This is a genomic window from Escherichia sp. E2562, assembly GCF_005781075.1.
Lineage (GTDB): Bacteria > Pseudomonadota > Gammaproteobacteria > Enterobacterales > Enterobacteriaceae > Escherichia.
Window position 1 is genome coordinate 159,324 of the sequence record NZ_VATM01000008.1, and the last position, 15,193, is coordinate 174,516.

10 protein-coding genes are annotated in these 15,193 nt (G+C 52.4%); 5 read left to right on the forward strand and 5 right to left on the reverse strand.

Annotated features, from left to right (window positions below):
• Positions 1-12 precede the first annotated feature (12 nt).
• Entirely contained in the window at positions 13-1,317 is a 1,305-nt protein-coding gene (gene gsk, locus FEK43_RS13885) for an inosine/guanosine kinase (protein ID WP_130206313.1), read from the forward strand.
• A gap of 130 nt (positions 1,318-1,447) precedes the next feature.
• Here gsk and ybaL read toward each other — a convergent pair whose 3' ends face one another.
• Both ybaL and fsr read right to left on the reverse strand, forming a co-directional pair.
• Positions 1,448-3,124 carry a YbaL family putative K(+) efflux transporter gene (ybaL, locus tag FEK43_RS13890; RefSeq protein WP_130206315.1) on the reverse strand — a complete coding sequence of 559 codons (1,677 nt, stop codon included), beginning with the start codon at positions 3,122-3,124 and terminating at the stop codon, positions 1,448-1,450.
• 238 nt (positions 3,125-3,362) lie between these two features.
• Positions 3,363-4,583, reverse strand: a complete 1,221-nt coding sequence (gene fsr, locus FEK43_RS13895) for a fosmidomycin MFS transporter (RefSeq protein ID WP_130206317.1) — start codon at positions 4,581-4,583, stop codon at positions 3,363-3,365.
• Between the two features lie 217 nt (positions 4,584-4,800).
• On the opposite strand from fsr, the gene ushA reads away from it, so the two are divergent.
• Positions 4,801-6,453: a bifunctional UDP-sugar hydrolase/5'-nucleotidase gene (ushA, locus tag FEK43_RS13900; RefSeq protein ID WP_130206319.1), complete on the forward strand. Its 1,653-nt coding sequence runs from the start codon at positions 4,801-4,803 to the stop codon at positions 6,451-6,453.
• A gap of 36 nt (positions 6,454-6,489) precedes the next feature.
• Here ushA and ybaK read toward each other — a convergent pair whose 3' ends face one another.
• The 3 genes from ybaK to copA all read right to left on the reverse strand — a co-directional run bounded on the left by ybaK (position 6,490) and on the right by copA (position 10,900).
• Positions 6,490-6,969 carry a Cys-tRNA(Pro)/Cys-tRNA(Cys) deacylase YbaK gene (gene ybaK / locus FEK43_RS13905; RefSeq protein ID WP_130260288.1) on the reverse strand — a complete coding sequence of 160 codons (480 nt, stop codon included), beginning with the start codon at positions 6,967-6,969 and terminating at the stop codon, positions 6,490-6,492.
• A 203-nt stretch (positions 6,970-7,172) separates the two neighbouring features.
• Positions 7,173-7,967: a TraB/GumN family protein gene (locus FEK43_RS13910; RefSeq protein ID WP_135406158.1), complete on the reverse strand. Its 795-nt coding sequence runs from the start codon at positions 7,965-7,967 to the stop codon at positions 7,173-7,175.
• A 428-nt stretch (positions 7,968-8,395) separates the two neighbouring features.
• Entirely contained in the window at positions 8,396-10,900 is a 2,505-nt protein-coding gene (gene copA / locus FEK43_RS13920; protein ID WP_135406159.1) for a copper-exporting P-type ATPase CopA, read from the reverse strand.
• Between the two features lie 261 nt (positions 10,901-11,161).
• Between copA and glsA the strand changes: the two genes are divergently transcribed.
• The 3 genes from glsA to FEK43_RS13935 all read left to right on the forward strand — a co-directional run bounded on the left by glsA (position 11,162) and on the right by FEK43_RS13935 (position 15,087).
• Positions 11,162-12,094 carry a glutaminase A gene (glsA, locus tag FEK43_RS13925; protein ID WP_130215511.1) on the forward strand — a complete coding sequence of 311 codons (933 nt, stop codon included), beginning with the start codon at positions 11,162-11,164 and terminating at the stop codon, positions 12,092-12,094.
• Between the two features lie 2 nt (positions 12,095-12,096).
• Positions 12,097-13,389: an APC family permease gene (locus FEK43_RS13930; RefSeq protein WP_130206329.1), complete on the forward strand. Its 1,293-nt coding sequence runs from the start codon at positions 12,097-12,099 to the stop codon at positions 13,387-13,389.
• A gap of 342 nt (positions 13,390-13,731) precedes the next feature.
• Complete coding sequence (locus FEK43_RS13935; protein WP_130215513.1) at positions 13,732-15,087, forward strand: TolC family outer membrane protein; 1,356 nt, start codon at positions 13,732-13,734, stop codon at positions 15,085-15,087.
• Positions 15,088-15,193: the final 106 nt, after the last annotated feature.

Here is a 15,193-nt window from a genome sequence, read left to right on the forward strand (position 1 = left end):
GTAAAAACAACCATGAAATTTCCCGGTAAACGTAAATCCAAACATTACTTCCCTGTAAACGCACGCGATCCGCTGTTGCAGCAAATCCAGCCAGAAAACGAAACCAGCGCTGCCTGGGTGGTGGGTATCGACCAGACGTTGGTAGATATTGAAGCAAAAGTGGATGATGAATTTATTGAGCGTTATGGATTAAGCGCCGGGCATTCACTGGTGATTGAAGATGATGTTGCCGAAGCACTCTATCAGGAACTTAAAGAGAAAAATCTGATTACCCATCAGTTTGCGGGGGGCACTATTGGTAATACCATGCATAACTACTCGGTACTGGCGGATGACCGCTCGGTACTACTGGGCGTGATGTGCAGCAATATTGAAATTGGCAGCTACGCCTATCGTTATTTGTGTAATACCTCCAGCCGTACCGATCTTAACTATCTGCAAGGCGTAGACGGCCCGATTGGACGCTGCTTTACGCTGATTGGCGAGTCTGGCGAACGCACTTTTGCCATTAGCCCCGGCCACATGAACCAGCTACGGGCAGAAAGCATTCCGGAAGATGTGATTGCCGGAGCGTCGGCGCTGGTACTCACCTCATATCTGGTGCGCTGCAAGCCGGGCGAACCGATGCCGGAAGCGACCATGAAAGCCATTGAGTACGCGAAGAAATATAACGTGCCGGTGGTGCTGACGCTGGGGACTAAATTTGTCATCGCCGAGAATCCGCAGTGGTGGCAGCAATTCCTCAAAGAACACGTTTCCATCCTTGCGATGAACGAAGAAGAAGCCGAAGCGTTGACCGGAGAGAGCGATCCGCTGCTGGCGTCTGACAAGGCGCTGGACTGGGTGGATCTGGTGCTGTGTACCGCCGGGCCAATCGGTTTGTATATGGCGGGCTTTACTGAAGACGAAGCGAAACGCAAAACCCAGCATCCGCTGCTGCCGGGCGCTATCGCGGAATTTAACCAGTATGAGTTTAGCCGCGCTATGCGCCACAAGGATTGCCAGAATCCGCTGCGCGTCTATTCGCACATTGCGCCGTATATGGGCGGACCAGAAAAAATCATGAACACCAACGGTGCCGGAGATGGGGCGCTGGCGGCGCTGTTGCATGACATTACCGCTAACAGTTATCACCGTAGCAACGTACCAAATTCCAGCAAACATAAATTCACCTGGCTGACGTATTCGTCATTAGCGCAGGTGTGTAAATACGCCAACCGTGTGAGCTATCAGGTGCTTAACCAGCATTCTCCACGCTTAACGCGCGGGCTGCCGGAGCGTGAAGACAGCCTGGAAGAATCTTACTGGGATCGTTAAGTTATCGTCGGTTCGTAGGCCAGATAAGGCGTTCACGCCGCATCTGGCATTTTGCGCTCGATGCCTGATGCGACGCTGGCCGCGTCTTATCAGGCCTACATATCCGCGCCTATTATCCGGCAACTACCGTTTACCCCGTCACCACTTCATCTGCCGGTGGCGTTTCCAGCAGTTCCAGCATGGTGCGGGCAATTTCACGCTCGCCCATCACCACCTGATTTGCGCCACGTTCGGTGATATATGCCACCTCGTCGTCATAATGGGCGCGGGCGATAATCTCAATATCCGGGTTTTTCGCGCGAGCAGACGCCACAATCTCGCCGGCTTCGTAACCGTTGGGAATCGTCAGGATCAGCCATTTTGCGCATTCCAGATGCGCCAGTTGCATGATCTCTTCGTTAGCCGCGTTGCCTAATACCGCCCGGACTCCGCGCTCACGCAGTTCGTCGACGCGAGTACGTGACGTCTCAATCACCACTAAAGGAATATCAGATGCGAGCAATTTCTCCCCCAGCAGGCTGCCCACACGACCATAACCTACCAGCAGCGCATGGTTGCAGATATCAACCGGAATCTGCTTCTCTTCTTCGATAGCTTCCTCCAGCGTCTGCTCTTCCAGCGTTTCGGTTTTCGCCAGGTATTTCTCCAGCAGCGCGAACAGCACCGGGTTGAGCATAATCGACAAAATCGCCCCCGCCAGCACCAGGTTTTGCCCCGCCTGCGGCAGCAGATTCAGCGCCATCCCCAGACCCGCCAGAATAAAGGCGAACTCACCAATTTGCGCCAGGCTGGCGGCGATGGTCAACGCCGTACGCTGGGAGTGACCAAACAACCGGACGAGGAAAAGCGCCGCAACCGATTTACCAAACAGAATAATCGCCAGCGTAGCCAGCACCGCCAACGGCTGCTGAATCAGGATTAACGGATCAAACAACATCCCGACAGAGACGAAGAACAACACAGCAAACGCATCACGTAATGGCAGTGTATCGTGGGCGGCACGGTGGCTAAGTTCGGACTCATTCAGCACCATCCCGGCAAAGAACGCGCCGAGTGCAAAGGAGACGTCAAACAGCTCCACCGCGCCAAAAGCAATCCCTAACGCCAGCGCCAGCACCGACAGGGTAAACAGCTCACGCGAACCCGTTGCCGCGCTACGTGCCATAATCCACGGCACCAGACGGCGACCTACCAACATCATAATGGCAATAAACGCGACGACTTTGCCGATGGTGATACTCATATCCAGCGCCAGCGTCGCAAAGCCCACATCGCCCTGTTCCAGCATTCCGGCTACCGCTGGCAGCAACACCAGCGTCAGGACCATCACCAGGTCTTCCACAATCAGCCAGCCAATGGCGATTTGCCCTCGCTGGCTGTCTATCAACTGCCGTTCTTCAAGTGCGCGCAGCAGCACCACGGTACTGGCGGTGGAAAGACACAAACCGAACACGATGCCGGTCATTAACGACCAGCCGATCACGGCAGAAAGAGCCATACCCAGCAGTGTCGCCACGGCTATCTGGGCGACCGCGCCGGGAATGGCGATGGACTTTACCGCCATCAAATCCTTGAGCGAAAAATGCAAACCGACGCCGAACATCAGCAAAATAACGCCCAGTTCCGCCAGTTCAGGCGCAAGTTTTGTATCGGCAACAAAACCTGGGGTAAAGGGGCCTGCCAGCACACCCGCTAACAGATATCCCACCAGAGGAGAAATACGCAGTTTATTGGCCAGCATGCCGAGGATAAAGGCAAGCACAAGGCCGCCAACAATTGTGGTGATAAGCGGGGTGGCGTGATGCATTCCGTCTCCTTTTCCTGGTGGTGGTTGTCCATATTTTGGCCGGGAAAACCAAAATTACAGGTAATAGTTTATGACAATTTCATAGATTATGTTTATGAATAATTATTGAATTTTGCAGAAAAATGGAATTAGCCGCAAAAAAGGCACGGATCGGAAAAGTGATGAGGTGTATGAAGAGGAAAGGCTTATGGTTACTGCAAAATGAAGCAGCCAAAGTTTACCTTTGGCTGCCGGGAATTCAGGATTTATGCCGATTATCAGGTAAGAATATGGTCAACATGCCAAGAAGCGGCAGGAAAGCACAGATTTTATAAACTAACTCGATACTGGTATGGTCGGCGATAAGCCCCAGAACTGCGGCTCCAAGGCCACCCATGCCAAAAGCAAAACCGAAAAAGAGCCCGGAAACCATGCCGATACGCCCCGGCAACAGCTCTTGCGCATAAACCAGAATGGCAGAAAACGCAGAGGCGAGGATAAATCCAATAATCACCGTCAAAACCCCCGTCCAGTGCAGGCTTGCGTACGGTAAAATAAGCGTAAAAGGCGCAACGCCGAGGATAGAGCCCCAAATTACATATTTTCGACCAATCTTATCGCCAACAGGCCCGCCAATCACCGTCCCCGCCGCAACGGCAAACAGGAAGGCAAACAGATGAAGTTGGGCATTCTGGATGGATAATCCGAATTTTTCCATCAGATAAAAGGTGTAATAGCTGCTGATGCTCGCCATATAGAAATATTTCGAGAAAATCAGCACTAACAGTACGCAAACAGCCAGCACGACCTTATTTCGTGGCAGCGGATTGATTATTGGCGCTTTCGGCTTGCCTTTACTCATTCGGTGCTGCGCAGAGTACCAGCGGCTGATTTGCGCCAACACCACGATTGCCAGCAGTGCCGCCAGTACAAACCATGCAACGTTGCCTTTGCCATAGGGGGCGATGAGCACCGCCGCCAGCAAAGGTCCCAACGAACTGCCAAAGTTACCGCCGACCTGGAAGATGGATTGCGCCAGACCATGACGTCCGCCAGACGCCATACGTGCCACGCGGGAAGATTCCGGATGAAAGACCGACGAACCGGTACCGACCAGCGCCGCCGCCAGCAACACCGAGCCAAAACTGCCCGCCAGCGCCAGCAGCACCAGGCCGCTTAAGGTAAAGCACATGCCAATTGGCAACGACCACGGCATTGGGTATTTATCTGTCCAGTAACCGACCACTGGTTGCAGCAGCGAAGAGGCGAGCTGGAAGGTGAGGGTTATCAGCCCAATCTGCATAAATGTCAGGGAAAACTCTGACTGTAATAGCGGATAAATCGCCAGAATCAGCGATTGGATCATGTCGTTCAGCAGATGCGAAAGGCTGATAGCGCCTAAAATGCCAAACGATGTGCGAGCCTTAGTGGTCGATGCAGCCGCGCCCGCCACAGGCTGGGTTTGTTCACTCATTGCCATAGGAAAGTCACTTTTTTAGGGTTGCGATGTAAAGAATGATCTTATTTGTGATTATTACCCGACTAACATACCTGTATGCGCTGATTGAAGGAAGTCTCAATGTGGAAAACAGAATTTCCAATCTGGATGTAGATTTATCGTAACCGAACGCAGACTTGTCTATGATGTCGCGTCATACTAATTTTCAACACGTTATTATCTGGTCAGGGAGAGAAGTATGAAATTATTGCAGCGGGGTGTGGCATTAGCACTGTTAACCACATTGTCACTGGCGAGTGAAACTGCGTTGGCCTATGAGCAGGATAAAACCTATAAAATTACGGTTCTGCATACCAACGACCATCACGGTCATTTCTGGCGCAATGAATATGGCGAATACGGTCTGGCGGCACAAAAAACGCTGGTGGACGGTATTCGTAAAGAGGTCGCCGCTGAAGGCGGGAGCGTGCTGCTACTTTCTGGTGGCGACATTAATACCGGTGTGCCGGAGTCTGACTTACAGGACGCAGAGCCAGATTTTCGCGGCATGAATCTGGTGGGCTATGATGCAATGGCGATTGGCAATCATGAATTTGATAACCCGCTCACCGTATTACGCCAGCAGGAAAAGTGGGCAAAGTTCCCGTTGCTCTCTGCCAATATCTATCAAAAAAGTACCGGCGAGCGCCTGTTTAAACCATGGGCGCTGTTTAAGCGCCAGGATCTGAAAATCGCCGTTATCGGTTTAACAACTGATGAAACAGCGAAGTTAGGTAACCCAGAAAACTTCACCGACATTGAATTCCGTAAACCTGCCGACGAAGCCAAACTGGTGATCCAGGAGCTGCAACAGACAGAAAAGCCGGACATTATTATCGCGGCGACCCATATGGGGCATTACGACAACGGTGAGCACGGTTCTAACGCGCCGGGTGATGTAGAGATGGCGCGCAGTTTGCCGGCCGGATCGCTGGCGATGATTGTCGGCGGACATTCGCAAGATCCAGTCTGTATGGCTGCGGAAAATAAAAAGCAGGTAGATTACGTTCCTGGTACGCCATGCAAACCGGATCAACAAAACGGCATCTGGATTGTACAAGCACATGAGTGGGGCAAGTACGTTGGTCGGGCCGACTTTGAGTTTCGCAACGGCGAAATGAAAATGGTCAACTACCAGCTGATTCCGGTGAACCTGAAGAAAAAAGTCACCTGGGAAGACGGGAAAAGCGAGCGTGTGCTGTACACTCCGGAAATCGCCGAGAATCAGCAAATGATCTCACTGTTATCGCCGTTCCAGAACAAAGGCAAAGCGCAGCTGGAAGTGAAAATAGGCGAAACCAACGGTCGTCTGGAAGGCGATCGTGACAAAGTGCGTTTTGTACAGACCAATATGGGGCGGTTGATTCTGGCAGCCCAAATGGATCGTACTGGTGCTGACTTTGCGGTGATGAGCGGAGGCGGGATTCGTGATTCTATCGAGGCAGGCAATATCAGCTATAAAAACGTGCTGAAAGTGCAGCCGTTCGGCAATGTGGTGGTGTATGCCGACATGACCGGTAAAGAGGCGATTGATTATCTGACTGCCGTCGCGCAGATGAAGCCGGATTCCGGTGCCTACCCGCAATTTGCCAACGTCAGCTTTGTGGCGAAAGACGGCAAACTCAACGACCTGAAAATCAAAGGCGAACCGGTCGATCCGGCAAAAACCTACCGCATGGCAACATTAAACTTTAATGCTACTGGCGGTGATGGTTACCCGCACCTTGATAACAAACCGGGCTATGTGAATACCGGCTTTATTGATGCCGAAGTGCTGAAAGCGTATATCCAGAAAAACTCGCCGCTGGATGTGAGTGTCTATGAACCGAAAGGTGAGGTGAGCTGGCAGTAATCTGAAAGTGCCGGATGCTCACATCCGGCACAATGCTTAATCGCGACGGGCGATATCAGCAAATTTAGCATCGAGGATCTTCGCCAGGTCGCCTGCCGCCAGTTCGATATCCAGCCCGCGTTTACCGCCGGAAACATAAATAGTGGCAAATTCTTGTGCGGGGGCGTCGATAATCGTCGGCAGACGTTTTTTCTGCCCTAATGGGCTAATTCCCCCAACCAGATATCCCGTTGAACGCTGCGCGACCATCGGATCGGCCATCTCTACTTTCTTGGCACCCAGCGCCTTTGCTACTTTTTTGAGATCTAATTGACCTGCGACTGGCGTGACGGCCACGGCAAGGTGTTTCATATCGCCATTCACTGCGACCAGCAGCGTTTTGTAGACCTGATCCGGATTCAAACCTAATTTTTTGACGACTTCATCGCCAAAATTGGTTTCTGCCGGATCGTGTTCGTAGGTATGAACCTGAAAAGAAATTTTGTTTTTTTCGAGTAATTTAACTGCCGGTGTCATCGTAATTTTCCTGCCTTAAACAAAAAAACGAAGCAAGCATACGCCTGATGGTGGTCCAAAAAAAAGTGCCATCTTGCCTAAGAGTATTGGCAGGATGGTGAGATTGAGCGACAATCGACTTACACCGTCGTTTAAAGCGACGGCATAATAATAAAAATATGAAATTCCTCTTTGACGGGCCAATAGCGATATTGGCCATTTTTTTAGCGCAACATTTGCGGCAAATTTCCTTCTCCATACAGATGTAAAGCACCGACCGCGACCACATAGCGCCCTGGCGGCATGGCATGCAGTTTATCCCGCCAGGCGAGATTTCTCTGGTGCATCAGGACATCATACAGCGACTGACTGAACGTATTGGGCAGCGTTATTTCATTATTTTGTGGCGGTGCATTCAGCCACCAGCTCATCATTTGTTGCAGCAACCGTGCGTTGGTATGCCAGTGGGTCAGCGTATCGTCCAGCAGCGCCTGTCCTTTGTCGGGAAGCTGGAGCAACATGGCAATCTGGTTTTCTGCCCCTTCCAGTTCAATCACGGGTTTATGTTGTTGCTTCGCCACCTGCAATAGCTGGTAATCGATACCATATTCTGCCCGCAGCCCCAGTTTTTGCGCCTGTGTCGCCTGAAGAACCATCGCGATTTGCCACAACGGTTGGGTAGAAAAGAGTGAGGGAGAAATGCCCATCTCCTGGCTAATGTGCTGCAGATTTTGCAATTGTTCTTCGCTAATGCGCTCTTCCAGCGCCTCGCAGGCTGGCAAATTGGCAAAAGGCGTATCGCTGGTGGAAACATCCGCCTCGACGATCAGCGCATCGGCGTTTTTGAGCTTTTTGAGCAAACGGGTGGGCAGGGGAGCCATATCGTGACTCCCCATATGAATACTGCCAATCAGATGAAAATGGCGATTGCCGGGGAGGGTTATATCGATGGCAGGCCAGGTGTAATGATTACCGCGCAGCGCGGCCCAAAGCGTTTTTACCCGGTACAACAGATCCATACGACCTCCCTTTGTGAAATATCATGCTAGCGCGCGGGGAGGGATGGCGCAAATAGAGTTATGAGGCTTGTTCAGTGGTAGCTTAAATATGATCGAAAAATTGTTTTTGCTTTGAAACGAAAGACTGCACGGGTGTTGGTGGCGTCAAAATCGCCGAGGCGTTCCCTGAAGGCCGGGGCAGCCCACATGGATGTGGGCTGAGGGCGCGTTTTACAGGGATGTTACCTCGCGCCCGACCCGGTAGCCGCAAGGGATAAGCTGAGGGTACCGCGCAGCGGCGATTTTGTTCGCCAGAGCCCGGGGGTGCAGGGGGCGGCGGCGATTGGCCGCCCCCTGCGCGCTCCCTGCGCCAGTCACTTTATATGGCATTACTCATAAAAGGAGCGCAACAAGAACTGGATCTCACAAACGCATTAAGTAAATACCAATCATTCCTTCGGTTTAAACCGCAGCAACCGGTTGGCGTTACTCACTACGGTAATCGACGAGAGCGCCATTGCCGCTCCGGCAACTACCGGGTTAAGCAACGTTCCAGTGAACGGCCACAAAATACCGGCGGCGACCGGAATACCGATACTGTTGTAGATAAACGCGCCGAGCAGGTTCTGCTTCATGTTGCGCAGCGTTGCGCGGGAAATCGCGAGCGCATCCGCAACACCCATCAGGCTATGGCGCATCAGGGTAATCGCCGCGGTTTCAATGGCAACATCACTGCCGCCCCCCATCGCAATACCGACATCCGCCTGGGCCAGCGCTGGCGCGTCGTTAATGCCGTCGCCCACCATTGCCACCTGACGTCCTTCACTTTGCAGACGTTTGATCGCTTCGGCTTTACCGTCCGGCAGCACCCCGGCAATCACTTCATCAATTCCAGCTTCTTTGGCGATTGCTTTGGCGGTGGTTGGGTTATCCCCGGTCAACATCACCAGACGATATCCCGCTTTATGCAGACGTTGCAGCGCCGCCACGCTATCATTACGCAACGGATCGCGTACTGCCAGTAAGGCCACCGCTTTCCCGTCAACCGCCAGCAGCACAGGCGTTGCGCCTTGCGATGCCTGAGCTGAAATATCTGCTTCAATCGCTTTAGTATCGACTTGCTGGTCATTTAGCAACGCCTGATTACCCAGCAATAACGCATGACCTTCTGCTTCACCGCTCACGCCCAGCCCGCGCAATGTGCGGAAACCGTTGACCTGCGGTAGCTGCATATCGCCTGCTTTATCGAGGATCGCTCGTGCCAGCGGATGGCTGGAACCTTGCTCCAGCGCCGCCGCCAGACGCAATGCCTGCGCTTCATCAACATCAGCAAATGTGTTTACTGCGACAACCTGCGGCTTCCCTTCGGTCAGCGTCCCGGTTTTATCGAACACGACGGTATCAAGCATACTGGCCCGTTGCAGTGCGTCGGCGTCCCGCACCAGCACACCAAACTCAGCCGCCCGCCCGACGCCGGAAATAATCGACATCGGCGTCGCCAGCCCCAGCGCACACGGACAGGCGATAATCAGCACCGTGGTGGCAATCACCAGGGTATAGACAATCTGCGGTGCCGGACCAAAGAAATACCAGATTGCCGCACTGATCAGCGCAATAACCACCACTACAGGCACAAATACGGCAGAGATTTTATCCGCCAGCTGGCCGATTTCTGGCTTGCTGCTCTGGGCCTGGCGCACCATACGAATAATCCGTGACAGCGTGGTATGGCTGCCAACCGCACTGGCGCGAAACAGCACGCTACCGTCCTGAACCACTGTCCCGGCATGGACGCTATCGCCTTCGCCCTTTTGCTGCGGGATAGGTTCGCCCGTCAGCATCGCTTCATCCAGCCACGCTTCGCCCTGGGTAATTTCACCATCTACCGGCACGCGGTCGCCCGTCGTCAGGCGCAGTAGCATGCCTGGCTGAACTTCCGCCAGCGGCACGCTTTTTTCACCTTCGTCAGTAACCAGGCGCGCCGTTGGCGGCGTTAAATCGAGTAACTTCTCCAGCGCCTTTGAAGAACGCTGACGTGCGCGCGCTTCCAGCATATGACCGAGATTGATCAGACCGATAATCATCGCGCTGGCTTCGTAATAAAGATGTCGTGCTTCCATCGGGAACCACTGCGGCCACAGGTTGACGCTCATCGAATAGAGCCACGCCACGCCCGTACCCAGCGCCACCAGCGTATCCATCGTCGCCGCACCGTTGCGCAGGCTTTTCCATGCGCTGCGGTAAAAATGTCCGCCCGCGAAAACCATCACCGCCAGGGTTATCAGGCCGATAACCAGCCACAGGCTGCGGTTGTCGGCAGTAACCATCATGTTATCGCCGATCATCCCCCAGACCATCACCGGGATACCCACCGCCAGGGCGACAATCGCCTGCCAGCGGAAGCGCTTCATTGTAGCGATGGCGGTTTCTTGCTGGCGCTCACGACGTTTAGCGTCATCTTCAATTGCCTCTGCGCCGTAACCTGCTTTCTCCACCGCCTGGACTAAATCTTGTGGGGAGGCACTGCCCATCACCAGCGCAGTACGCTCCGCCAGGTTTACCCGTGCCTGGGTGACGCCCGGTACGCTTTGCAGCGCATTTTGTACGCGGGTGACACAGCTGGCGCAGCTCATGCCGCTCAGCAGCAACTGCTGGCTGTCATCGTCATCGGCGGTCGCTGCCGGAAGCTCATCAGAAACCGCTGTCAGTGCTTCCGACGGGATTGATGACTCCGCCAGCGGTTTAGCCTTTGGGTGGCTTACAGATGCGTCATAACCCGCTTGTTTGATGGTTTCGATCAGCTGTTCTGCACTGGCAGTGCCGGTAACGTGTGCTTCAGTGACAGACACATCCGCCTGCTCAACGTCCGGGCGCTGTTCGAGACTTTCTTTCACGCGTTTAACGCAGTGACCGCAGGACAGGCCGTCCAGGATCAGGTCGATAGTTTGTGACATAACGTACTCCTTTAAGACAGTGTTGACTGACTGTGATAAAGGGTAAACCTTCCAGCAAGGGGAAGGTCAAGAAATTATTTATCAGCGAAATGAAAAGTCGGCAGAGATTAAACAATTGGCGCAATTAGCATCAGAATTAGACATTTATCTCTTTGTTTTCCTTTATCTAAAGTACGGGTGCTAAGTTAAATCAGGATGCCTGAAAACTGGCATCGGGGTGAGGAAATACCTCCCGCATCTATAAAAAGGAGTTAACAAAAGATGTTAGATGCAAACAAACTACAACAAGCAGTGGATCAGGCGTACACCCAATTTCACTCACTTAGCGGCGGACAAAACGCCGACTACATCCCCTTTCTGGCGAATGTACCCAGTCAACTGGCGAGCGTCGCTATCGTAACCTGCGATGGCAATATCTATAGTGCCGGTGACAGTGATTACCGCTTTGCGCTGGAATCCATCTCCAAAGTCTGTACGCTAGCCCTCGCGTTAGAAGATGTCGGCCCGCAGGCTGTACAGGATAAAATTGGCGCAGATCCCACCGGACTTCCCTTTAACTCGGTCATTGCCTTAGAGCTTCATGGTGGCAAACCGTTATCACCGCTGGTTAATGCGGGGGCTATCGCCGCCGTCAGTCTGATTAAAGCCGAGAATGCAGAACAACGCTGGCAGCGAATTTTACATATTCAACAACAGCTTGCAGGAGAACAAGTCGCGCTCTCTGACGAAGTCAACCAGTCGGAACAAACAACCAACTTCCATAACCGCGCTATTGCCTGGCTGCTGTACTCCGCCGGATATCTCTATTGCGATGCGATGGAAGCCTGTGATGTCTACACTCGCCAATGTTCCACGCTCATCAATACCGTGGAACTGGCGACGCTTGGCGCGACGCTGGCGGCGGGCGGGGTTAATCCGCTAAGTCAAAAACGTATTCTGCAGGCCGACAACGTGCCATACATTCTGGCCGAAATGATGATGGAAGGGCTGTATGGTCGCTCCGGTGACTGGGCGTATCGCGTTGGTTTGCCAGGAAAAAGCGGCGTTGGCGGCGGCATTCTGGCGGTAGTACCTGGCGTGATGGGGATTGCCGCGTTCTCCCCGCCGCTGGATGAAGACGGTAATAGTGTTCGGGGTCAGAAAATGGTGGCATCTGTTGCTAACCAACTCGGCTATAACGTGTTTAAGGGCTGATCATGATGAACGCGGAAGGTGATAACGGTAACAAACCCCTCGGGCTATGGAACGTCGTTTCCATTGGCATCGGGGCAATGGTGGGGGCAGGGATCTTTGCCCTGCTGGGGCAGGCGGCGTTGTTAATGGAAGCCTCAACCTGGGTCGCCTTTGCCTTTGGCGGCATAGTGGCGATGTTTTCCGGTTATGCCTATGCGCGACTTGGGGCGAGTTATCCCAGTAATGGCGGGATTATTGACTTCTTTCGCCGGGGATTAGGGAACGGCGTCTTTTCACTGGCATTATCCTTGCTTTACCTGATGACGCTGGCGGTGAGTATTGCTATGGTTGCCCGCGCATTTGGTGCTTATGCCGTGCAGTTTCTGCATGAAGGCAGCCAGGATGAGCATCTTATTTTGCTGTACGCGCTGGCTATCATTGCGCTGATGACTCTCTTCAACTCTTTAAGCAACCACGCGGTAGGTCGACTGGAAGTTATCCTCGTTGGCATCAAAATGATGATCCTGTTGTTGTTGATCATTGCGGGTGTCTGGTCGCTACAACCTGCGCACATTTCTGTCTCCGCGCCCCCCACTTCCGGCGCGTTCTTCTCTTGTATCGGGATTACCTTCCTGGCCTACGCGGGCTTTGGCATGATGGCGAACGCAGCGGATAAAGTGAAAGATCCGGCGGTCATTATGCCACGGGCGTTTCTGGTGGCGATTGGCGTTACTACGCTGCTTTACATCGCACTAGCGCTGGTACTGCTTAGCGATGTTTCGGCATTAGAGTTAGAAAAATATGCCGATACCGCAGTAGCGCAGGCCGCTTCTCCGCTGCTCGGGCATGTGGGGTATGTGATTGTGGTGATCGGCGCTTTACTGGCGACGGCTTCAGCCATTAACGCTAACCTGTTCGCGGTATTTAATATCATGGACAACATGGGCAGCGAGCATGAACTGCCGAAGCTAATGAATAAATCCCTGTGGCGGCAGAGCACATGGGGCAACATCATCGTGGTGGTGTTGATCATGCTGATGACGGCGGCGTTGAATTTAGGCTCGCTCGCCAGCGTCGCCAGTGCCACTTTTTTGGTCTGTTACCTGGCGGTGTTTATGGTCGCTATCCGCCTGCGTCATGATATCCACGCCTCGTTGCCAATCCTCATCGTTGGCACGCTGGTTATGTTGTTGGTGATCATCGGTTTTATTTACAGCTTGTGGTCCCAGGGCAGCAGTGCGCTGATGTGGATTATAGGCGCACTATTACTAAGCCTTATTGTGGCAATGGTAATGAAACGGAATAAAACGGTATAAACCTTCTTGTGCGCAGTGCTTTCTGCACTGCGCTTTTATTTTTTATCCTTAATTTAATCCCTTGCTTATGCTTTTAATAAATAATTCACACCAAAAAGATATATAGACGATAAAACTGTGATTTCTATCACTTCTTATCGTGGATTATTCTTAACGAGGATGATGGTAAACTAAAAGTCGTAGTGTATTCTTAATAAATAACGTATAAGCTTTTTCACTGCATTTCTTTTAATGGGGGAAGTAAAAACAAAAGAGATGCACAAGTTATTACCCTTCTTAAATAAAATGATGCTGGTTATAAAGATCAGTTAAAATAATGACCTGGAAGGAAGTGACTTATCTATGGCGCGATTACAATTAAAAAACCGTAAAAATAAAGGTCTGATATTTTTAATCAGTTTTATTGTGATGGGTGGAGACGCGCTTGCTGCGCCATTACCGCAATGGGCCAATGCTCCTGCGGTTACGCCGGTTGCCAGTTTATCGTTACAGGAAAGCATATTGCGTGCCTTTGCGCGAAACCCCGACGTCACCCAACAGGCGGCGCAGATAGGTATTGGTGAAGCGCAAATCGATGAAGCCAAAAGCGCCTGGTATCCGCACATCGGTTTAACGGGTAATGCGGGGCCTTCCCGGCAAACGGACTCCAGCGGCAGGCTGGATAACAACGTTTCTTATGGCATAACCCTGACGCAGCTGGTGTATGACTTTGGTAAAACCAGTAACGATATCAAACTGCAAACTGCCGCTCGTGACAGCTACCGCTTTAAATTGATGGCAACCTTAACCGACGTAGCCGAAAAGACGGCGACGACCTATATGGAAGTCAGTCGTTATCAGGCTTTGTGCGACGCAGCGCAACGTAACATTCACTCTCTGGAAAACGTCTACAACATGGCCGCACTACGCGCCAACGCCGGGCTTAATTCATCATCCGATGAGTTACAGGCGCAAACGCGTATAGCGGGAATGCGCTCGACGCTGGAACAATATCAGGCACAGATGACAAGCGCCAAAGCACAGCTGGCGGTGCTCACAGGCGTACAGCCGGAGGCGATAGCGTCGCCGCCAGCCGCATTAGCCGAACAGCCAGTGTCGCTAAAAAATATCGACTATCAGTCCATCCCGCTGGTACTGGCGGCAGAAAACTTACGCCAGTCTGCCCAGTACGGCGTGGAGAAAACCAAATCGCAATACTGGCCTACGCTCAGTATTCAGGGCGGCAAAACGCGCTACCAGACCAGCGACCGCTCGTATTGGGATGATCAGTTACAACTGAACGTCAACGCGCCGCTGTATCAGGGCGGCGCGGTTTCAGCCCAGGTGCAACAGGCCGAAGGGCAACAAAAAATCTCTGCTTCGCAGGTTGAGCAGGCAAAACTGGACGTGCTTCAACGAGCGTCGGTGGCGTATGCCAACTGGACTGGCGCACGGGGTCGTGAAGAGGCTGGGTTAGCGCAATCTGAAAGTGCGCACAAAACGAGAGATGTGTACCAAAATGAATATAAATTGGGTAAACGCAGCCTGAATGATCTATTAACCGTCGAGCAAGATGTCTTTCAGGCGCAATCGGCTGAAATAAATGCCAATTATGATGGCTGGGTCGCCGCAGTGAATTATGCCGCTGCGGTTAATAACCTTATTCCATTAGCGGGAATTAAACAGGGCTTATACAACGACTTACCCGACTTGAAATAATCCTGCCATTATTAATATCAGGTATGCATCGTTGTTGAGTGATTACCTTTGTCTTATTTAGATAAATGGACTCGCTAAGGATGTGCGCCATTTATCAGGAATGCCA